At 42.3% G+C, this 21,062-nt stretch carries 23 protein-coding genes; 14 read left to right on the top strand and 9 right to left on the bottom strand.

Annotation, left to right across the window (positions count from 1 at the left end):
• Nucleotides 1-3 precede the first annotated feature (3 nt).
• The 3 genes from LN737_RS00655 to LN737_RS00645 form a co-directional block, all read right to left on the bottom strand.
• Complete coding sequence (locus LN737_RS00655) at nucleotides 4-663, bottom strand: hypothetical protein (RefSeq protein ID WP_405515301.1); 660 nt, start codon at nucleotides 661-663, stop codon at nucleotides 4-6.
• 418 nt (nucleotides 664-1,081) lie between these two features.
• Nucleotides 1,082-2,245, bottom strand: coding sequence for a RelA/SpoT domain-containing protein (locus LN737_RS00650; protein ID WP_405515299.1), 1,164 nt, complete (start codon nucleotides 2,243-2,245; stop codon nucleotides 1,082-1,084).
• A 179-nt stretch (nucleotides 2,246-2,424) separates the two neighbouring features.
• Nucleotides 2,425-4,365: a hypothetical protein gene (locus LN737_RS00645; protein ID WP_405515297.1), complete on the bottom strand. Its 1,941-nt coding sequence runs from the start codon at nucleotides 4,363-4,365 to the stop codon at nucleotides 2,425-2,427.
• 248 nt (nucleotides 4,366-4,613) lie between these two features.
• On the opposite strand from LN737_RS00645, the gene LN737_RS00640 reads away from it, so the two are divergent.
• The 8 genes from LN737_RS00640 to LN737_RS00605 all read left to right on the top strand — a co-directional run bounded on the left by LN737_RS00640 (nucleotide 4,614) and on the right by LN737_RS00605 (nucleotide 9,161).
• Nucleotides 4,614-4,832 carry a helix-turn-helix domain-containing protein gene (locus LN737_RS00640; protein WP_405515296.1) on the top strand — a complete coding sequence of 73 codons (219 nt, stop codon included), beginning with the start codon at nucleotides 4,614-4,616 and terminating at the stop codon, nucleotides 4,830-4,832.
• Between the two features lie 162 nt (nucleotides 4,833-4,994).
• Entirely contained in the window at nucleotides 4,995-5,369 is a 375-nt protein-coding gene (locus LN737_RS00635) for a hypothetical protein (RefSeq protein WP_405515294.1), read from the top strand.
• Complete coding sequence (locus tag LN737_RS00630; protein ID WP_405515292.1) at nucleotides 5,362-5,739, top strand: hypothetical protein; 378 nt, start codon at nucleotides 5,362-5,364, stop codon at nucleotides 5,737-5,739. Before LN737_RS00635 ends, LN737_RS00630 begins: the two co-directional genes overlap by 8 nt.
• Before the next feature lie 99 nt (nucleotides 5,740-5,838).
• Nucleotides 5,839-6,153: a hypothetical protein gene (locus LN737_RS00625; protein WP_405515290.1), complete on the top strand. Its 315-nt coding sequence runs from the start codon at nucleotides 5,839-5,841 to the stop codon at nucleotides 6,151-6,153.
• A 17-nt stretch (nucleotides 6,154-6,170) separates the two neighbouring features.
• Nucleotides 6,171-6,635 (top strand): YopX family protein, encoded by a 465-nt coding sequence (locus LN737_RS00620; protein WP_405515288.1) that lies wholly within the window; start codon nucleotides 6,171-6,173, stop codon nucleotides 6,633-6,635.
• 97 nt (nucleotides 6,636-6,732) lie between these two features.
• Nucleotides 6,733-7,986, top strand: a complete 1,254-nt coding sequence (locus LN737_RS00615) for a site-specific integrase (protein ID WP_405515286.1) — start codon at nucleotides 6,733-6,735, stop codon at nucleotides 7,984-7,986.
• Between the two features lie 364 nt (nucleotides 7,987-8,350).
• Nucleotides 8,351-8,713, top strand: a complete 363-nt coding sequence (locus LN737_RS00610; protein WP_405515284.1) for a hypothetical protein — start codon at nucleotides 8,351-8,353, stop codon at nucleotides 8,711-8,713.
• Nucleotides 8,714-8,840: 127 nt separating this feature from the next.
• Nucleotides 8,841-9,161 (top strand): helix-turn-helix domain-containing protein, encoded by a 321-nt coding sequence (locus tag LN737_RS00605; RefSeq protein WP_405515282.1) that lies wholly within the window; start codon nucleotides 8,841-8,843, stop codon nucleotides 9,159-9,161.
• A gap of 119 nt (nucleotides 9,162-9,280) precedes the next feature.
• Here the strand turns inward: LN737_RS00605 and LN737_RS00600 are convergent, their stop codons facing one another.
• A complete protein-coding gene (locus tag LN737_RS00600; protein ID WP_405515280.1) occupies nucleotides 9,281-10,198 on the bottom strand; it encodes a hypothetical protein in 918 nt (305 codons plus the stop codon).
• 610 nt (nucleotides 10,199-10,808) lie between these two features.
• On the opposite strand from LN737_RS00600, the gene LN737_RS00595 reads away from it, so the two are divergent.
• Both LN737_RS00595 and LN737_RS00590 read left to right on the top strand, forming a co-directional pair.
• On the top strand, nucleotides 10,809-10,976 hold the full coding sequence (locus tag LN737_RS00595; protein ID WP_405515278.1) for a hypothetical protein: 168 nt from the start codon (nucleotides 10,809-10,811) through the stop codon (nucleotides 10,974-10,976).
• Between the two features lie 412 nt (nucleotides 10,977-11,388).
• Entirely contained in the window at nucleotides 11,389-13,968 is a 2,580-nt protein-coding gene (locus tag LN737_RS00590; RefSeq protein ID WP_405515276.1) for a hypothetical protein, read from the top strand.
• Between the two features lie 266 nt (nucleotides 13,969-14,234).
• Here the strand turns inward: LN737_RS00590 and LN737_RS00585 are convergent, their stop codons facing one another.
• Nucleotides 14,235-14,840, bottom strand: coding sequence for a hypothetical protein (locus LN737_RS00585; RefSeq protein ID WP_405515274.1), 606 nt, complete (start codon nucleotides 14,838-14,840; stop codon nucleotides 14,235-14,237).
• Between the two features lie 338 nt (nucleotides 14,841-15,178).
• Between LN737_RS00585 and LN737_RS00580 the strand changes: the two genes are divergently transcribed.
• Nucleotides 15,179-15,637, top strand: a complete 459-nt coding sequence (locus LN737_RS00580) for a hypothetical protein (RefSeq protein ID WP_405515272.1) — start codon at nucleotides 15,179-15,181, stop codon at nucleotides 15,635-15,637.
• A gap of 593 nt (nucleotides 15,638-16,230) precedes the next feature.
• Nucleotides 16,231-16,656: a hypothetical protein gene (locus tag LN737_RS00575; protein WP_405515270.1), complete on the top strand. Its 426-nt coding sequence runs from the start codon at nucleotides 16,231-16,233 to the stop codon at nucleotides 16,654-16,656.
• Nucleotides 16,657-16,853: 197 nt separating this feature from the next.
• On the opposite strand, the gene LN737_RS00570 is transcribed toward LN737_RS00575, so the two are convergent.
• The 3 genes from LN737_RS00570 to LN737_RS00560 all read right to left on the bottom strand — a co-directional run bounded on the left by LN737_RS00570 (nucleotide 16,854) and on the right by LN737_RS00560 (nucleotide 19,146).
• Nucleotides 16,854-17,327, bottom strand: a complete 474-nt coding sequence (locus LN737_RS00570; protein WP_405515268.1) for a low affinity iron permease family protein — start codon at nucleotides 17,325-17,327, stop codon at nucleotides 16,854-16,856.
• Between the two features lie 251 nt (nucleotides 17,328-17,578).
• Complete coding sequence (locus LN737_RS00565; protein ID WP_405515266.1) at nucleotides 17,579-17,797, bottom strand: hypothetical protein; 219 nt, start codon at nucleotides 17,795-17,797, stop codon at nucleotides 17,579-17,581.
• A 1,127-nt stretch (nucleotides 17,798-18,924) separates the two neighbouring features.
• Nucleotides 18,925-19,146: a hypothetical protein gene (locus LN737_RS00560; protein WP_405515264.1), complete on the bottom strand. Its 222-nt coding sequence runs from the start codon at nucleotides 19,144-19,146 to the stop codon at nucleotides 18,925-18,927.
• A 279-nt stretch (nucleotides 19,147-19,425) separates the two neighbouring features.
• Here LN737_RS00560 and LN737_RS00555 point away from each other — a divergent pair, with 279 nt between their 5' ends.
• Nucleotides 19,426-19,635 (top strand): hypothetical protein, encoded by a 210-nt coding sequence (locus tag LN737_RS00555; protein WP_405511540.1) that lies wholly within the window; start codon nucleotides 19,426-19,428, stop codon nucleotides 19,633-19,635.
• Between the two features lie 59 nt (nucleotides 19,636-19,694).
• Nucleotides 19,695-20,048, top strand: a complete 354-nt coding sequence (locus LN737_RS00550) for a LytTR family DNA-binding domain-containing protein (protein ID WP_405515262.1) — start codon at nucleotides 19,695-19,697, stop codon at nucleotides 20,046-20,048.
• A 184-nt stretch (nucleotides 20,049-20,232) separates the two neighbouring features.
• Here the strand turns inward: LN737_RS00550 and LN737_RS00545 are convergent, their stop codons facing one another.
• Nucleotides 20,233-20,859, bottom strand: a complete 627-nt coding sequence (locus LN737_RS00545; RefSeq protein WP_405515260.1) for a hypothetical protein — start codon at nucleotides 20,857-20,859, stop codon at nucleotides 20,233-20,235.
• Between the last annotated feature and the right edge of the window lie 203 nt (nucleotides 20,860-21,062).

Here is a 21,062-nt window from a genome sequence, read left to right as displayed (position 1 = left end):
TGATTATCTATCAATAAAATTCTGAAGTGGGATTATTAACTCCTTTAAATTCTGGACAGATTCCGATAGAATAACTCCATAATTGCTTAAATGAGCGCCATTACTATTATTATTTAATACTATTCTCTTTAGTTTAATACTAGAACTATTGGCAGCGTCATAGACTTGTTTGTATTCAAATGGAATGTTTTTATAATAAATATCGGTCAATAAAGGAGTTAAAAATTTTTCATCAAAGATTAGTATAGCGTCTATATCAGACGTGAAAAATTCTCGGTATTTTTTTAGATACGAATCAAAAAACAAATAATGCTCATGTAAGCTACCTTGTGATTCTCTGTAAATATTTACATTTGTCACAATTACATTAATCAAATCGTGCATTGAATGAAGAAAGTCTTTTCTTTCGTTTTGTTGTTTTTCGTGAATACTAATATAATACTTACTTATATCCTGAAGCGTTTCAAATAAATAATCAATATTGGTTAGCACTGGCCCGATTTTATCGTCTTTTATTAGGGACTTATAAGCGAGAAAATATGAGTCGTGGTTTATTTTATTGACAATTCTATTCAAATCATTATTAACTGTTAACCTTAAATCAAGCTTGTTTGATGGATTTTTACTTACGAATTCACTAAATCTTTTAAGCTCCAAAATCATCAAATCTGTTGACTTTATACCGTTACTTATTAAATGAAACAAATATTCAAGTTGATCTTTTTGTACATTGAATAAATTGTCAGCCTCCTTTTTTTCTGATCTTTAGTTTGGCGATAATAAATCCAAATTGCTCCAAAAGTACCAATAAATGCACCAATTGCTTGTATAACCAAGTCATACAAAAAAGAGGAATCATCACTTATAAACTCTCCAAACTGAAAAATAAATTTCATTACACTACAACAATTTCTATTTGAATAATATACCCACTTTTAAAGGATTGTTATTTTTTGTTTTCTAACAATGTATAATTTGAATGCTTATCTGATGATATTCAAATAAATATGCACTTGTGAAAATAATTTTTCACTTATCCCTTTTCTAAATTTAATAGAATTTGTTATTGCATGCGTTTTAACTATTGGGAGTTGTTTTTCTTTTCTTTATCTGAATTATTTTGGGGTTCTTTTGTGCTCATTTTTGTGGGATCAGGCACTATTGCGGGCTCTTCTGGTATCTGTGATTGATTTTTTTTGTTTGAGTCAGGATATGAATAACCTCCATGAAGATTTATGTTTTTTGTAAAGCCAGATAAACCGTTTTGAATTCTATTAATCGAATGAGTATAAGAATTAGTGTTATTTCCTGTTCGGTTAAGAATTGAATTGATATGAAGTAAGTTTGGTACAGGATAACTGGTCTGGAGAGAGCTATTTAAGAAATCTAGGTTGCCTAATGTACTAACTGAAGCAATTCCTTCTTTAATCTCCTTTTTATCGTCCTCATCCATATTTGGTTTATCAAGTATTTTTTGAAGACGCTCTATCTCCTGTTGTTTTGTGAGCATTTGTGTTTTATTCTCCTCTAAATGTGTTCTTAACAATGTAATAAAAGTTCCCATCTCGTCAGCGCTACCAGCTAATCTGTTTAGTATCATAAGGAACTCCTTATATAAAAAATTATCTATCTCATAAGGATATCTAACTGTGTGGTCAATTTCACTCCAACCCTCTTCGAAGATAGTTCTAACCTGAATTTCTGCGAAAAATTCCGATTTAGCTGGTTTTGTTTTAGTTATGTAATGAATTGACCTATAGCCATATTTATGATCTTCTACTTTGAGCCCTTTCTCCTCGAATGCTTTTCTATAGGCATCGCTATCCCCTTCCCTTAAATACGCTTTTACTGTCTCTTTTAAGTCCCATGTGTTACTAATCATGTCATGAATGCTTTCCCAGTCTTCTTTAAATAGATGAATAGCTCTTAATCCAACCAGGTCAGTTATCTCACTTATATAATTTTCTATGCCAATAACTCGATCTTCTTTCTCAATTCGTTTACGTATAATTTTCTCAATTAAGTGTTCACTGTCCTTAATTCTGAATCGAACAGAGTGTACCTTACTTATTTTCATCAATCGATTTGACATAGTGCCAGCTATATCCTCTAACTCCGGTTTTAAAAGTTCGTAATGATTGTAAATATCCTCTAATTGATTCCACACTAAGCCTGTTGCTTTATAAGCAACCGCTTCAATTTTGTATTTTTTCAAGAAAATACTTTCGGCCATTAGTTTATTCATAATAGTGATTCTGTTAAATTTTAAAGCTTAATTTATAATTCAACATAATGAATGTGATTTGCCAAGATATCAACAGGATAGCTTAAAGTGAATTAACTTAACGATTGTTTTTAGGAAATAAGCTAAGTGACCGGGAGTATTAGGTGTAAGTACATTTAATAAATTTAAAGTAGAGGAATCTATTGAGTAACTTGTTTTTTGTGTTTATGAATCAATAAATCATCGTCGATTTTGAGTATTATTAAAATAAGCAGCCTTATTAGCGTGTAATACTCAAACTTATTTATCGCTACTGAGGTGTTATTTGTCCCATGTAAATATTTGTTTCGAAGGTCAAGACCATTGGTAAATTCCTTCTTATTCAAATAATAGTTGAAGTAACTTATTTCAGGTTTTGTGAAAAGTGTACTTTCAAACCTAAGTAGGCCATCATCAACCATTTTATCTATTTCCTTACGTACAAATAGGGGATAATGCCGATAGCTAATTACTTCATCATAATGTAGCTCCCTAACAATATATAGTAATACATCTTTCTCAATTACAACAACATCATCTGCACTTATACTTAAATAACCGTTAGTAATAAAGTGGTTGATCACTCTGAGTTGATAATTTTCAAAGTTATTTAATAGGACATTTTCCTTTGTTAAGAGATCGTATAAGTTGTTGTATTTATTCTTGTGTGGTTTTACGTAAAAAAGTGAACTCTGGTCCGAAAAAAAATAATGCTTAAGAACATTAACTTCATCGCTCTGTATATAAACGTATTTTTTTTCAACCAAACTTTGAATTTCACTAAATCGTAATGGAGTTGAGTCAAGTGAAATCAATTCAAAATCTATCTGCCCTTCAGTTACATAAGTTTGATACTGCTTTAGGAGAGAATCTAATTCAGGAGCTAAAATTCGTATTTTCTCAAGATAAGTTGACTGTTCGGTCGGAAACTTAAGACATAGATTTTTGATATCGTAAGAAACATTAATTGACTCATTAACGAATGATTCAATTAATGTTTCTATAGACTTATTCTTTTCTCTAAGATAGTGATCAAAAAGGTATATTTGTGTTTGGGCGATTCTATTCTTTTGCTCAAAATAGATACCGTTTGCGTATTCATTTTTAGACTTAAGCAATGATTTCTCAAAGCTGTCCATCTCGCTTTCTTTGCTGATTAGGTTTATGACACCGTACCTGTTTGTATACAAAAATAAAGTTTCAAAAAGGTAGAATAGTGAAATATTTGTATCTTGCTTATTAATATATTTTACACTGTAAGATATATTCTGTTGTCCATTATCTCTCGTAATTACTCTGGGCTCATCTTGGTCTAGGTTAAGCGAGAGTTCAGCACTTAAGTCTATAGCAGCCCCCTCTTTAAATAATTGCTCGTTTAGTATGGCTGACTTCTTTTTAGCACTTAACCTAACTTTAGGGGAGAGCTTAAAACTATCCGAATCTTTTGAGTGCTCAATAACTCGTATGTAATTTAAATTAGGATTGTCTTGGTCTATATAATTAGAAATTATTTCTTCCTTATCCTTGATTGATAAACAGGCCGGAAAATGGTATTTAGGTGGGTTGTGTGTATGCTTTATTTCTAGTTGTGATAATAAAATTTCTGCTGACTTATGATAACCTACTAAGAAGGATCGTACTTCCTGGCCGAAATGGTTAACTATTTGTTTGAGGTTTAATATATAGTATATGTGATAAGGGTGCTTTTCTAAAAGTGTACCAAACACTCTCTTGTCTATTCGCTTGTAGACCTGAAGGAAATTAACTAGATCCCAAAAGGATTCCTTATAATTACCGTTGAGCGAATCAACATAATCTGGAATAGTTTCACTGGTTATTGAAAGCCAAAACTGTTTAATGATAGTCCATGCTTTCTCAATCGTGGTTTTGAAACTACTTTTTGTTGCCTCATCCCAACTTGGCAAAAACAAATCATTATCAAAATAGAGCTTAATGTTATATAGTTCTAATAAGTCATTGACACCTAATTTGTCCGTCAGTTCTTTATTTCTTAATAAGATCTCGGCATTTTGCAAACTGTAGTTAGTGGCTTCATCTTCTTTGGAGTAGAAGACTACCCACCTTTTTTCGTCTGGATTCATCGATTACCCCGTATCATTTACATTTCCTGCTTTTAAAAGTACAAAGTAAAATGCAATTCAAGGGTATATAAGGTAAGGCACTTACCAATGTATCTTAGGCAAATACCAAAATATGTTTGACTAGTTTACTTACACTAGCTGTGAAACTTCGTGTATATACACCAAATATTGCCACTTGGTAAATTATACTATTGACTTTACAAATAGTGCAACTTTAGCCATATATTTGTGTTGTAACTATATCGGATATGGAACAGCTAAAACAGGATATTAGCAAGCTTATCAAAGAAACTAGAATAAGAAAAGGCTTAACCCAAAAAGAGTTAGGAGCATTAATTGGTGTTAGTGAATCCGCTGTTGCTCGTTACGAAAGTGGTGCATTAAATATGTCCACAGAGGTACTTTTTAAAATTGCCGACGCGATGGGTATGAATATTTCAGTGGATTTGAGCGAAAAAAAAGAATGATATTTTTTTGTGTATGTACTTTCTATATTTGTAAAGTCTTTCTATATTTGTAAAGCCAGACGGGCGAAAGTCGCTCGCTATTAACACAGAAAACCCCTCGCTGTCAACTTGGCGGAAGCTAGCGAAGGGTGGTTTGTGCCAATTATAACTGTTAGTTAAAAAATGAACACGGAGCAAAACTACGTGGGTAGGGGGAAATCTGCAAATACCTCTCCACAAATGGACGTTACAGCGTCTAAACCTTCCTATTTGCCGGATAACCGGAAGATTGATGTTGACAAAGATGTCCACGAAGCGCAAGCTGAGCTATTAAGGGTAGTAGATAGCTACCTTACATGGATTAGCCCAATTGAGGCTATTAACAGCCTTTTAGAACACTGGCTAACTACACCTCCTGTTGATCTCTCAGACTCAGACAATCGCCAAAACCTATCTAGCATTTTGAAATTAGTCAATTTCCTGGACGACTTGCGCGATTGTAATGCCGCCATCGCAACAAACAAAAGAGCCGTTAAGGAGGGGCAGGACAATGAATAAGCTAATCACCTCCTATGGCGACGATTTGACAGAATCGGCTTTTTGGTCATTCGAATTAGAACTTGATACCTGCTCTAATAGGACAGATATAAGCTTGATGCCATCCGAAATAGAAACGGTATTAGATGCCTTGATTATTCACAAGGCCAAACTCTTTAAAGAATTGGAATGGTATCGGGACGATTGGAAAAAGGAGACAAAACAAAAGTGGAGTTCCTTTCCGATGAATGATGTAATCCGTTTGATGGAAGAGATTAAAAACCTCAGCAACCGAATTGACGCAATCGCTTTAATTCTGGCAGCCAATCTACGCGAAGCTGGAAACACAATAAGGAAAAGATCAAAAGAAAAAAGGGGGGGGCATGTATAAGCTAATTCAGATAACGACATACGAGCAAGATTCGCCTGGCATGGAGGTTCAGAGAAGGAATTGGTTACTAAAGGCGAAGCCAGCTAAATCGATTACTTTATGAACACTGGCCAACCTCCCAAGCCAACGCCCACTGATACCCAGGTACCTACGTATTTGCGTGTTCAGATGAGTTTCACGACGCAACCCTTTGGTCAAAATGGCGCATCTGACTTCGAGCTACTGCATAGTGCCCTGGCACATTACCGCTCGTTTCTTTGGACGCGGATAAAACCTGCAGCCGGCACTAGTACAGACGAAGTAGAGCAGGTAAGAACGCAAATTGAGCAACTGAACGATTTGTTATTTGATCTGCAGGCTTATCTCATCGAAGCCGATCAGACGCGTGTTAGGGCAGTCAGCCAACCCTCATAAATTTATAAGAGCGATTGATGTCGACGATAAATCTAATTACTCCCGGTGGGCAGGGTCTGCCGGGAGTACCTCTCATCCAGTATAAATCCCTCGAATTCAGAGTCTGGCACTTTCCAACTAGTCAGATGTATGCCGTTGCCTATTTCACGACTGTTGGCATATATCCTTATACCAACGCAGAAAAACAGTCAATCGCGGTTGAGCCATTTGAGCGAAAAGACTGCATGCTAATGCAGTTTAGTGGCGTCTGTGATGCTAAAGGTGTTAAGATCTTTGAAGGCAATATTCTTTACTGGCGCCATTATGACGAGCGGGAAAACGAGCTGTTTGAAGCCTGGCATGAAGTGACTTTTGGACATGGATGCTTCGGTACCCTCAGCAAGAACGGTGACTTTGACCCATTTTATGTTCTCAACCTGGGGGATGTAATAGTGGGAAATATATTTGAAAATACCTCTTTGACAAGGCGGTGCCGTATCTAGCCTAAGTGGCCTTAAATTAACGATTTATCGTTATAAGCTTACCCTGTTGTGAATCAAGCATTGTCCCTTTCTAAACCATACTTCCTACGCATCTATCATGGCTTTCTCACTCAAAATAACGCTTCATGCCAAGAAGTATAGCGATGGCACCCAGGCTGTCATGTTACAATTCTATACCAAGCTCACCGGCGGACGTGTACTTAAGCGTCGAACAATTTGCCGGGTCAAAGCCTCTCAATTTGACAGGTCCAGTGGTCGGGTGAAAAACCATCCCAACCAGATACTTTTCAATTCGCTTATTACACAGGCTTTTCAGGCCGCTGAAGCGCGGATATTGACAGCTGAGCTGGAGGGCCGTCCTATCAACCCTGATCGCATCCTGGCGCTACCCGAGGCCAACTTTACGCCGGCCGGAATGCTATTAGCCTATACCAAAGCTTACATACATCGTTGCGGCTTAAAAAATATGCACCACACTGCCGAAAAATACACCAGTCATTTTGTCCGGCTTGCCCAATTTCTGGGAACCGACAAAACAGGTCAACAGATCGATATGCACATGGAGGATGTGACTGAAGACTGGGTACTGCAATGGGCCAATTGGCTTCGGTCAAACGGCAGCAAGTCTGCCAATACGATCCATCGGCGTATGGCCTTTCTTAATACGGTCTTTACGGATGCTCGTAAACGGGGTATCATCAAGTCAGATCCCATGGCTTTTTTGGCTTTTAAAAGTACTAAAGTCAGAAAACCTAAACTAACGCCAGATCAGCTGGCCAGTCTGAAAGCCATGAAGCTGGAAGGCCGGGAGGCCGACGCCCGGAACACGTTCTTATTGCAATTCTTTGCTTATGGCAGCCGAATCAGCGATGCGCTAAACTGGAAGAAAACCGATGTCCATCAGCAGGACGATGGCTGGTATCTGGAATACGTCAGCATCAAGACCCAGGACCTGATTTCGGTTCGGCTCAATCGGCAAGCCGTTGACTTGGTGCAATCCTATCTTCAGACTGTGCCAGGCGAATTTTTATTACCTTGGCTTTCGAAGTTTAATCCTATACCAACTTTAACCGAGCCGCAGAATAAAGCCCGATTGTTAAAAGAGATTTCCTCTAAAACGGCTATGGTTAACCTTCAACTGAAGATTTTATCCCAGCGGTTAGATTTTCCCTTTAGGATCACCACACACATTGCCCGCCATACTTTTGCGACGATGGCTGACAGCCGGGTGACGGATAAGAGAAAGATCTCGGCGGCTTTAGGCCATAGTCGATTTGCCACTACTGAGACCTATTTAGCGGACCTGCGCCAGTCGGATGTCAACGACGCCATGGAAGCCGTATGGCAGTAAGTGTCTGTTGAAGACGTTAGATGACTTTTTGAGTCGTGCTCGTTGTTGATGCGGCAAAGGCCCTGTATCTTTCACTTTAATGCTGTTTCGATCAGCGAATCGAGTAATAATGGATTTTTTGAACCGCTTGATTTGCTGGCCATACACAAACCGATTTTCGTCAGCTAGCATTGCTATAGCTTCCGTAACACCGAAATAATCGCAGACCAAATCCCAGGTAACGTATTGATCCGCTTTCAAGGTCTCAATTTCGGTTTGGAATTCGAGAAATTTGGCCGCTACACGCTTGTAATCATCAATAAGCTTGGCAATTCACAAAGCGCTTGAAAAGGATTCATCTCGTACATTGTTTTAGTATTTATACATGAACGATAAAAAATGCTTTATGGAATCGATTGTCGTATTGCCCGCCCAGCAGTTGAAGGAAATTATAGACCGTTATGAAACTGCCGCTGTCCAGCTTATTGAAGCGCAGAAAGAACTGGCAGCGTTAAAAGATGACAAATACGTTACCTGGGAATGGATCTGCGATTATTTCGGTGTTACGAAACCCACAGCCGTAGCCATGCTATCCCACGAAAAAGTATTTGTATTCGGTCAAAAAGTGAAGCGCCTAAAAAGATCCGCCGTCCTGCGCTTTGCTGAACGCAATAGCATCCGGGTGAAGGACATTGAGCCTTTGCCGCATCAAAAACGAGCACGAATAGAGGCATCATCTCATGAGTAAAGCAGTTAAAGAGTTGACCGGCTTCGTATCTATATAACATTTCGTAGGGCGGGCTTAAGTGGATTTGGTGCTATAATCTTTCTGGTTAGGTAAGCCAATTAATCATAACTAATCCAATCTATACACAATGATACAAGTACCTAGCTATGAAGAGTTTGCCGCTCTTCAAAAACAAGTATTGGAGTTGCAAAGGGAGGTTCGATATTTAATCGGGACAGGCGGCAAATGGATGGACCGCAAACAGGCCATGCAGGCATTAAACTGCTCTGAGTCAACCTTACATCGATTAATGAGACTAGGAAAGTTATCTCATCGGTACGAAGGCAAAAAACCGCTTTTCGATGCTGATGGCATTCGGGACTACATCCAGTCAACAAGAGTAAGTTCGGAATTCACCGATCATCGGGTTCTCAATGCTCTTCATAAGTCGTCTGTAGCCAATACGTAATCAAAAAGAAATTCTTTGCTCGATTCGGGTAATGAAGGGTGTGGATAGATGCGAAAACGCCTGGTTCAATGAGCCAGGCGTTTTATGGCACCTAACAATAGATCAAGTTCTAACTCCTGTCACGGCGCGTAGGTGAAGTATTCCCAAAGATTTCCCTCCGAGAGACGCATGCGACTCAGACGACCCTGCCCATCATACTCAAAATTGCCCCTAAACTCACAACCTGGAGCACGCTCCGCTGTCCCACTTTGATACAGCGTTGTTACGCTAGCGGCCTGATAATGGCGACTGAATCTGTACTTGTATTCATCGTACAGAGGAAGCTCCATGAGGGGGTTGATTTGACTACTGTAGGCGATATCGATCTGCTCTCGCAAATCATCCACCTTACCGCCACTGGCCCTGCGGTATTGCTGCTGACGCACGCAGTCCCCTTTCTGGTAGGTATACACCCAGTAAAAACTTGGCATGCTGTTCGATTCAAAGCGCACTTGCTGGAGCTCACCTTTAGCATCATAGGTATGGGTCAGCCAGTCGGATAAGCGAAACTGATTTTGCTTATCAAGGCCCCTTCCATAGAGAAGGGTGCGACTCAAGCGGCCCTGAGCATCATACTGGTAACGCTTGAAGCGAAATACGAAGCCCGACTGAGCTTCCCTGGTGAAGCTTTCAGCCAGAAAATCACCTTGGTAGCGGGCTAGTTCAACGGTTTGCCAGCCATACTCTTCCTGAAAAATCCCCAGTAGCTTACCCGCTGGATCGTAGGTAAAGGTGCGCCAGTAACCCGGTGACTCTTTCGTCCCCCAGCGGATTAAACGTTCTGACGGCCCCTGTCCTTGTTTTTTTATCAGATCAAAATTGATGGATTCATCCAGAACAATCAGCGAATGGGGTGTTTTAGTGTCCCGCAGGTTGTCGGGTACGGATAGAGCAGCGGGTTGGGGTTGAGGCTCCTGTTGCTGGACATGCTGGCAGGCATTCAGGAGCAGTGTACTTAGGAGCGTACCGAAAAGGAAGAAAGATATCTGCTTGGGCATAGGTATTAGCTTAGGGGATTAGAAGCAGCATTCAATTCGTCTTGATCTTAAGTACTACTTAATCTACTAAACAGGCACAGGATGCTGCCCTGATTGTTGCGTAATCCCCATTTTTTAACTGGCTAGTGTAAAGTAATGTAAAGTAATACTTAGTCAAAAGAGCACTCTTACTCATTTATACCTACGATAGCCCACTTGGGTTTGGATGTTGGCATGGAATATGTGTAGGTTCAAAAATAATCTTTTTATTTTTCCGCTTTTTCAATTGCACTCCCTGCAAGCCCTTGTTACAAACCTGACCTTATAAGCCAGATTTGGTAGACAAAAGGGGCAGAACCTTAGTGGCACAAACCTGTTTTTCAGTTTTTGCTTATTTTATCCACAGGGCTTCCGAGTCAGCTGCGGATAAATGGAAAAAGGGGTGTATAAGGGCCTATTTCTTGAGAGGGGCTTACAGAACAGTGATCAACAAAGTGCTCTTTTAGGTGTTTTGAGTAAAATAATGAGTGAAATAAACAGATCAAATGCTTCCATCTGTCAGCTTTTGTAGGGCAGTCGTATAAACGTTTTCGGAATGTAAACTCTAGCAAGGAATGAGGCCCGCAAGATTGTGATTGCTGATGGCAGTAAACAGGACTTGGAGGCCTTTGATAAAGCTAGGAAAGAGATTTTAGCCAACGAGGAAACCAATGCAGCTTTCTATACGGCCATGATTAAAAAGCGGGGCCGGGACCGTAATGCGCTGGTGGTGGATCAGATCTTTAAGCAGTCCCGGTAGCAACAGGAAATCGAACTGTCGTTCACCAGCACCGATCAGTTTAACAAGAACCTACAGGCGAACGATCCATCGCTGAACGCCGAGGATATCATCGAAAAACGGCTACAATTAGCGGCTAGGCCTTAATATAGCGGTTAACAGTAACCTTCACCTTCATAATCACTTTTGATCCAATAGTACTCCCCTAGCAGTTAAGACCGCTTAGTAAAAAGACCGTCCACATACCAACTTTTGCCTACATTATCTGCCTCAGCCTTAAGTATATAGGTTCAAACTAAAACTTGTTAATCATAATCAAATTTAACGGCCTCATCTCATGAATCTATCTATACGTTTCCCGTTGTTCTCCTGGCCATCTAGGTTAGGATGCTTTACTGCTCAATCCTACTGCTTAGCCGCAGTATTTCAACTTTTGTTAACACTATTTTCTCAATCCGCGATCGGACAAACGCCTACTATACTCTGGCAGAAAACACTTGGCGGATCGTCCGGTGAAGTGGCCAAAGCCATTACCGCAACCGCCGATGGAGGCTACGTAATGGCTGGAAACACCAGATCTAATGATGGGGACGTGAGTGGCTTTACCGGCAATGATGATATTTGGGTCGTTAAAGTGGATGCAGCCGGGCAGTTCGTCTGGCAAAAGACCTTGGGAGGTCCTGTTAACCCAATCATAGGACCTTCGTTTGATTATGCGTATGGAATTACCGAAACCGCTGATGGTGGATATCTAGTCGTTGGAAGCACAATATCCTACGTGTATGTGGATCCACAAAGTACAGCTTACAATAATGATGCTTGGATCATTAAACTTAATGGAGCCGGGCAGCTTGTCTGGCAGAAAACACTAGGCGGTACGGGAAACGACGTAGCGAACGCTGTTACGCGAGCGGCAGATGGTAACTATATAGTAGCAGGAACTACTAGCTCCAATGATGGTGATGTGACGGGCAACCACGGCAGTGACGATATGTGGGTGATCAAACTCAGTGAGGCAGGGCAGATTCTCTGGCAGAAAACGCTGGGAGGCTCGGACACCGAAGAGGGCAATACCGTTACAGCAACTGCCGATGGTGGTGTTGTAGTAGCTGGCCGCACGTTTTCTAATGACGGCGATATCTCTGGTTTTCACGGGTTATATGATTATTGGATTGTCAGGCTCAATGAGGCAGGGCAGATTCTCTGGCAAAAGACGCTGGGAGGATCGAGTGCCGAAGCAGCCTATAGCTTGATCAAAACTTCTGATGGAGGCTATGCCGTGGCGGGGTTTACCTATTCAACGGACGGGGATGTAATAGGCGGCAATACCCAACCGGCTTATTGGATACTAAAATTAAGTGCAACCGCCCAGATTCAGTGGCAGAAACGCTTAAATGGTATAACGGCTGTTATAATACCCGGTCCATATGGTATAACAGAGAGTCCCGATCAAGGAATTGTGTTCGCAGGATCCACCTTTTACGATAAAGGCAACGGCACAGGGAGTTCTGGTGGCATTGACGCATGGGTCGCGAAACTGGATAAAACAGGGCAACTGGTTTGGCAAAAAGCGTTAGGTGGATCGGAAACTGACGGAGCTAGTGCTCTAACGATCAGTCCGGATGGAGGTTATGTCGTAGCAGGCTATACAGGTTCAAATGACCGGGATGTCACGGGTAATCACGGTAGCGTTGATTTTTGGGCAGTCAAGCTTAGCGCTGCTCTCACCCAATCTCCGACCTTAACCAACCTTACCGCTACCCCCACACCAACTTGCGCAGGACTCCCGGTTCAATTTTCCGCCAAAATTGGCAACCTTACATCAACTTATTCCTTCACACTCACCAATGGAGCCAGCAGCACCCTAACAGGCACAGCCAGCACAAGCGCTTTCAGTCAGAATCTACTTGTTAGTGAATCCGGTCCGCAAACATTTACCTTAACTATAAATACTTCAGGGGGTCCGGCATCGGCTACCATTAACGTGCCAGTCCAAGTAACCAGCGCCGAATTTCAAGCGTTAGTCAATTTTTACAAGGCTACTAATGGCCCAAACTGGACGAATCATACCAACTGGCTCAGTGGCTGTTCCCCCTGTGACTGGTTTGGCGTCACCTGCAACCCCAATGGCCGTGTTATCGCCCTTTATCTTCCTAATAACCAGCTCAACGGTACGTTATCTCCTAACCTGTCGGCCTTAACTAAGCTTCGCTTACTCAACCTGACTAAAAATCAGCTTACCGGACCGATTCCGGCCAGTCTAGGGCAGCTTACCGACTTGCAAGTACTCTATCTGAACAATAATAGTTTCAGCGGTACCCTGCCCACCAGCCTATCAGCTCTGAGTCAGTTGCAACTGCTGGATGCCAGCAACAACCAATTAAGCGGTTCCATTCCTACAGGTCTATCGGCGCTGAGTCAGCTCAAAGCGCTTTATCTGAGCAAGAATCAGCTCAGCGGATCAATTCCCGCCAGTTTAAGTAGCCTAACCAACCTGCAACTGTTATACCTAAATAATAATAAGCTCAGCGGCTCAATTCCTTCAAGTCTGGGTAGTCTGACTCTGTTGCAATATTTGTTTCTTAATAACAACCAGTTAAGCGGTTGTTTTCCAGCTTCGCTAAGCGCACTCTGTGGGCGAACTGTGGATATAAGCGGCAACACAGGCTTACCAGGAGGGGGTAATTTCTCGGCTTTTTGTAGCACAGGTAGTGGCCGCTGCGGTAGCGCGCGTCAGGGGGCTGATGAAACCGTAGTCGGTTTGCAGGTGATTGTGCAGGGCAATCCGGTAGCAGGTAACGAACTGGTTGTTGATGTAGTAGGGGGCAAAGGACTCCCGTTAGTTTTTCAACTGCAGGATATAAGCGGCAGATTAGTAAGCGAGCGGGTGGTCGAGCAGGCTGCTGAAGTGGAGCGCCAGCGGATGCTAATCCGTGGCGTCGCAGCGGGCGTACTGCTGCTTCGGGTAAGCAGCCCCGATCAAGAGCGAACAATTAAGGTCGTCAGTCAGTAAGGGCTTAACATCATAATGAATTGGTACGTCCTGCTGAAACAAGTTGTATTCTTCCGGCAGGACGTACCTTACATACTAGAACTGTAAGAGTTATTAAATCTTTATTACAGTTTTAATTAGCCTTGCACAAAAAGATCCAACCCTACCAGCGCCGGGCTTTTTAATACCCATTTTGAAAAGAACCTATTGGTATAGTTAGCCGCCTAACTTCTGGATGCGTCTATCCAGCGACTGAATGATTTCTGCTTTAAAGCCACATCACCTCCTCATTTGCGAAATGTAGTAACTGCTTCCTGATAGATTCGCACACCGGGAATCTCCCGCACCCCTTCGGCTATGGCAGCCTTAATGGCCGCTTCGTCGACTACCCAATACCCGTTCGGCAATTGGTTGGGATCGGTAATCTCATACTGCCACTTCAACTGTACGCCTTTGGGTATGGCCACTACCGACACATCAGGCGTCAACCAGGTTGTTTCTTCACTTGATTCTGTACTTAGCGGCTGAGCAGTCTCCGCCAGTTGGTGTTCCCGGATGCGCAGCATCTCCTGGTTGTAGTGTTCAATCGCATGCTTAAGGGGCTTCATGGCCTCTTCGATGGGCGCGGTCATGTGTTTTTCCAACTCGATCCACTCGTGTTTCTGTTTGTCGAGCTGACGCGTGATTTTGAGCCGCTCACTGGCCACTAGTTTGATGAGGTCGTGTCCCTGGGCAATGTGCTTTAACAGCGCTTCCTGCTGCTCGGCGCTCCCACAAACGGCGGGCTGTCGGCGCAGGAACTTAATGTAGTCGCTGATGGAATTCTCCAGCAGTTGGCGTCCACTAGACTCGTTAAGTGAAAGGCCCGCTGAAGACGTGGCTGGTGTCTGCATGTAGCTAAAACCGGCTAACTGTATAAATGTTATCAAAAAGCCGCATTCCAGCCGTTCAAGATGTACTTTGACACTTGGGCTTCTCAATAAGCTCATTCGTTTGAAACGGAAACGCACGAAGTTGCTGCACCGTTATCTTCGCGAGGATTTGATTAATCACTACCGAACCGGCTACGGTCTGGCTCATCAAGGTTTATCCCTTGTCCTTATCACCAACCCTCATCCATGACTACTTATCAGACTGGCCTAGCTTTGGAGTTTTGTGCATTACCGTTTCTGACGAACAATATACGACACTGTCCAGTCGCTAATTCGTATTTTTAGGTAACATTGTGCCTATGAAAAAATGGCTACTGCTGGCTTGGCTACTCGGCTTAACAAGTGTTACTGGCGCCTGGGCACAAGCTGGTCGAAAAATTAATTGGGGAGATTCACGGAAAGCAATTATTGGCTATGAGGGCATCAAGCCATCGTTCATAACTACAACCGAAATCATCTATGATTCGGTGCTGGTGCATAACTACAAATTCAAATTGAGTTACACCTTTAAAGACAACAAACTCAGGAGTGTATGTTATTATGGGATGGCCCCCTTAGGTGATAGTCTGAAGATTAAGACTACTTTTCTTGCGCTACTAAACGAGGTAACGATTGACTATGGTGATCCGACGGTTTCAACTGAAGATAGCGATCATATAAAAAAATTGACGTTTACAGCTAACCAAACGCGGGTATCAATCTTTTTTGGCCTAATCGCCCAGGCCTATTATAGTTTAAATGTGCAATATGCGCACTAGCCGCTTACTGGCCTGAGTCAAGCAACAGTTCTCGTGCAAAAAACCGGCACTATTAGCGCCAGGCTTAGACAATACTCACACTAAACTATACCTCAAAGATCACCTGAAACAATAAGCTATTGATTTATTTAAATATAAGAACGTAAAATATTTATGTTCTTCTAAATCCATCCAAAAACCGACAATTCGTACCAAAAAACCGGTGATTCTAGCAGTTCATCGAAATTAAAAACCCATTAACACCTAATTTATAACTTCGAGTAGTGAAGTAAAACAAACGACTAACTTGTACTTATCCTGTAATCACTGAATGTATACTGCTATTAATCAGCCGCAACCAGGGACTTATTATTACACGTATCCCACGTTTGCCGATGCACCCCAACAGGTAATGATTCACTTTTATACGCCTGACCAACAGAAAGCATTCATTAGTTACCCCAACCACCCCAACTACAAAGCCCCCCAGCTTGTATCCGTCGATTGGTTTCAATCAGTTAACATGAATCCTATTAGAAAAAAGAAGTCCGTAAAAAGGCCTCAGATGGCTTTACAGATACTTCTGGAAAATTAGTCCTCTATTACCACAAAGCATGCTCAACGTTTTTATTACATCGGTTTTAATTCTAGTTATCAGTATTAGCTGCGTCTCATCAACCAATAACAAAGCCAGCGCTACGTTCATAAATTCAGATAGCTTATTTAAGGGAAAAGTATTCGATGCTACTATAAAGGGCTCTCCCGTTAATGCCCTTGATGAGTTAACCATTCAGGCTGTTTTTAATCAGGACACCACCGGTAGTTTTCGTATAGGTAGCAAAGCTTCAGCCACTTACCAGATCGACTTTGTCTGGCATTTTGTGGGCGATTCGCTATCCATTCGCGAAGTAGATCTAGCCCCTACGATCGCTGCAACTCATCAAACACGGTATGGCCTTACTCAGGAGCCCTATGGCTATCTGCTGACAGGAGAACATCAGCAGATTATCTTAAGATGGAATAAAGCCAAATTCAATTAGCAGTTAGTCTATACAATTTATAATGGAGCATGGGCGGCCAGGCTACTACCGGCCAAATCATTGTAAAGCGTTCCTACTGAAGCGTTTATTTAACTCGTAGCAATAGGATGAGCACCAGCAAGCAAACAGCAGCCCAGGCTTGCCTTAGCCGATCAAGTACGGTATGAATTGACATTCGACAATCAACCTGTAGAGCCCTACACGTCTTCGTTTTTTAGTTTATTGGAAGCATCTTTGATGGCTTCTTCCACCGAGTGCGACTTGCGTAGATCACTGGCCTGGCGGGTTACCTCGGCCATCGTGCAGTAATGCTTGTAAAGAATAGCCAGCTCCTCTTCCGAGAGGTTTTCGCTGGCTACCAGTCGATTACTGGCCCCTTTGGTAGCTGCTATAAGTTCGTTTAATTTTAATTGAACCGATAAGGATTCTTTATTTTGGGCCTTCTGGATGATAAACACCATCAAAAAGGTGATGATCGTCGTTCCCGTGTTGATAACCAGTTGCCAGGTCTCCGAAAAGTTAAAGAGGGGCCCGGTAATGGCCCAGATGATTACCGTAGCTAGTGCCAGAAGAAAAGCGGCTGAACTACCGGTTGCCTTGGCAACCGATGCCAAGAAGCGCTCAAAGATATTTTTGGGGGTAACGTCGGGTGAAGTTGATTGAGCTTCCATGTAGCGTAGTGAGTTTATGATTGGTTATAAAGTAAAACTTCCCTAAACTAACCGGAAACCGACCCTTTTGCTTGTCATTAATTTATTTTTAATCGCAACCCCATAAGGCTTTGTGAGAACAACCCGACCCCTACTCATACCCATACCACCTCAGGTAGATGGCCAGCAGGAAGGGTATGTAAATAGTATAATTGCTGAAAAGCTGGACAGGAAAACTAGGCTTAAATAAAGGCTACTGTCGCACCACCGTATCATAGGCGATGTAAAAAATATCCCTGACTCATGGCTTCCCGCTGCTTCTCGTGCAGCATATCCCATTTGACCCCTTCCGGCACTTTATCTTCCAGAATCACCTGCCAGCCAGTACCGGCAATGCGTTTGTAGTAAATGGTATTGATGCGTAAATAGAGCGCATCACCTGCGTTGAAATATAAATCGTCTATAGGTAAAGGCAATAAGCTATTCATCATAAAACCGTCGTTTGGTTATCTATTAGGTTTGTAAAAAAACGCCTGACTCAAGCTGATCAGGCCTTTTCCATGCTTAACTATTTATCCCAATGGGACAGGGCAAGATAGTAACTAGTTAAAATACGGTCAAGCGTATCGCTCAGTGCGTTGAATTCCTATCCAGCGGTTTGCTAAGTAAGTCTGTTTCACGTGCCGTTTATCTGCTTCTATAGGAATAGAATAAAATAAATCGGACCAGCAAAGCCAGTCCGATTTATATATGATGAATGATTCATTGAAGATACTTGCATAATCCTATTATGCTATAAAATGTTCATTTATTCACAAAAAAATGGTATTTTATTCGAATTCTAAGTAGCGTATTGCCCTTTTTGTATATACAGCCCGCAAACCAATACGTACCTTGTTACTGATATATGATAAACAGTAACAGAACTCCGCCTGTTTTCGGTCAAAAACCGCCCAATAACTGCTGTTCATCGAAAAGCAAGTTGTGACCCTTTGGCCGGATGTACCTTTGTATCACCTAATCGGAAGAAAGGGTGATAGTTAAAGGTTTATGAGGAAATTAGAATTGGAAAGCAACTGACCAGTGAGGTCGGTTGCTTTTTTGTTGCTTAGCGCAACGGCCTGCCAGACCCGAGTAACAGGCGATCAAGCTTAGGATCGTGAAGATGTAAGCTTGCAGACATGAATAACAACGCCCAAAGGATAAACATTTGGCTTAACCAAACGCTTATCGTAAAACTGGCTGCCCTGAATGAGGGAAAAGACAAGCCCCTGCCACGTGACGGGGGCTTGTGCCGTTATCTAACTATTAAGCAGTGGAGAAACTACTTAATTCCATAACTTGTAAAAGCGCAAATAGTCAATTTGATAAGTCGTTAATAAACAGAATAGTTACCCTGTTTTTTTTAGCAGTTCACTTGCTTTCAGTCGATTAAGCCGCCCACTAAATTTAAGTCCATGTTGATCCGGGAACTCGGTACGTTAGTGCCCGGCATGCTCCTTTATCTCGCCATCAGCGGGTGTATGTAATCGTCTGGCAGTTTGCCGGGAAAGACCGGCCGGAACGTTTATGTCCTTTACCGGCCCCGCGCCCACCTGCCGTACCGGTGCGTTCTGACTTAACTCGCTCGTTTAAGCACCCGTCGTATTACTCGACTAATCAGTAGAACAACAACTAAAGCAACCCACATCCAAAGAATATCGAGGAGGACCATCAGCACAAACCCGCCAATGGGGTGGTACTGATGGATTGTTTCGTAGAGAGCCCCGAAGACTGACCGAAAAACAGAAGGCAGCGCAAGCATACCCACTATGGGCACAAAGACAAATCGTTTATTCATAGGTAGCGGATACGTGGAATTGAACTGACAAAACTAGAGACCTCATCACCATTCCGAAAACACCTCCGCTCAATTTTACTGTATGGCTCACTGATATAGGCTACGGGATAAAAGCAGCATCGATTGGTCCTATTTTATCGAAAATTCGTCGCCCATCAACAGGAAACGATACTGTTCAATATAATTCGTTGGTCGCTTAAACCTTTAAGTAGATTTCCGCTCTATGATCAGGAAAAGGGTGTAATGTTGCCCTGTCTGATTGTCCCAGTGATAAAGGCTATGCGTCATCGAGTAGTTATCTGGCTGTTCGTTTCGGGAATCCTGTTAAGCGTCTTCGGCTATTCGGCGGCCTGGATTGATTGGGTGCAGGATTATCGAACCGGTATGTATGCCAGCCATCCCCTGGAAGCGATCCTGGAAACAAGTGCTATAGCACTTTACACCTTCCTGGGTGCCCGCTTCATCTTTAGTCGAATACGATTCTTTTGACGAGAAGATCATTCAGCTTATACGATCCCATTCAACACGCACCTCAATTATTTTTTAGGATGGTTACTCAACCACAGGATGATGTTCCCAACCACGTTCCGGGCTACCGATTGATCCACGATGCTCAGCGTATTGTTCGGCTGGAAGGCAAAGGCAATTACACGCTGGTTTATTTGCTGGACTGTGACAAGCCAATATTGATAAGCTATACCTTAAAGCGCTTTGAAGCGCATCTACCGGCCTTCCTCCGCATCCATCGATCGGCGCTGATCAATCCTGCTTACATTGTGCAGGTTAGTCGAACGAACCCCAAGATAATGTTCGTTAAATTAACCACGGGGGAGACCATCCCGGTGTCCCGGCGTCGAATGATGGAAACCCTGATTCGGCTGAATCGCCGGAAAAGCAGATAGATTTTTTTATCTACTCCATTACCTACGTTTAAAACTAAGGCAACAAAAAAGCCCAGCTCAATTCGTCCGGGCTTTTGGCAGTAAATTTATACTTTAAGTAACACACCTTAGACGGCAGATTTAGGCAAAGGTCACCTTATCGAGCTTTATTCATATGACTATTTTTGAATTGTAGTTCATAGCATTATCCCAGTTGATGAAGAAGACTCATACCCATTCCACCCAACCAGCTTAGGCAGATGGCCAGCAGGGCGTATAAATAACGTAGTCGGTGGAAAGCTGGACTGGAAAAAAAGAGGTAAATAAAGACTACTGTCGCTACCATCGTGCTATAGGCGATCAGGTCAGCATAGGTGAAGAATACTCCTGACTCCCGAGCGGTTGCTTTCAGCAGGCAGATGCCCATATCCGCCAGCAAGATCGCCAGGCTTGGCAGCAGCGTATGGGCCTGTGGCAGGTAGTTTTTCTCGCGACCAGGCTCCTGTTTCTGGTCCGGCACCGGTGTGCCGGACAGTTCATCAAAAATAGCCTGGGCAACCCGTTTAGCCGTTATGTCTTTGCGTTCATAGAGAAACAGCCATTTTTCATCCTCCTGACAGCTCGATTCGGTTTGAAAGTGGATGAGGTATTTTTGGAAGGAGGAGGGATGATACCGACCAATTAAGTCAGTACGATTCTGGAGTTGCTTTTCGGCAAAGGCCGTTAACTCCAACTCCTCAATGCGTAGACGTGTCAGCAGGTCCGGGCTGTTTAGCTTAGTCAGCTCATGGTTGACCAGCTCAACAGAGATATCGTCATGGATTGGTTTCATGAGTCGGTTGTTGCGGTAAGCACGCTTGTATAGTAGAAGATAAGATGACGGTATGCTTGTGTTAATAAAATTATGTTTACCACTATTGAATCAATATAAACATAATATACACATAGATACAGGTATATTTATTGTAAGGTATTGTATATAAAGATTGCGAGTAAAATTACTTGAGTATTTTTTAGGGTATATTAAAATGTCGT

The organism is Spirosoma sp. KNUC1025 (assembly GCF_045160025.1).
Taxonomy (GTDB): domain Bacteria; phylum Bacteroidota; class Bacteroidia; order Cytophagales; family Spirosomataceae; genus Spirosoma.
Note: the sequence above shows the minus strand (reverse complement) of the source record. Positions and strands in the feature narration are given on the sequence as shown.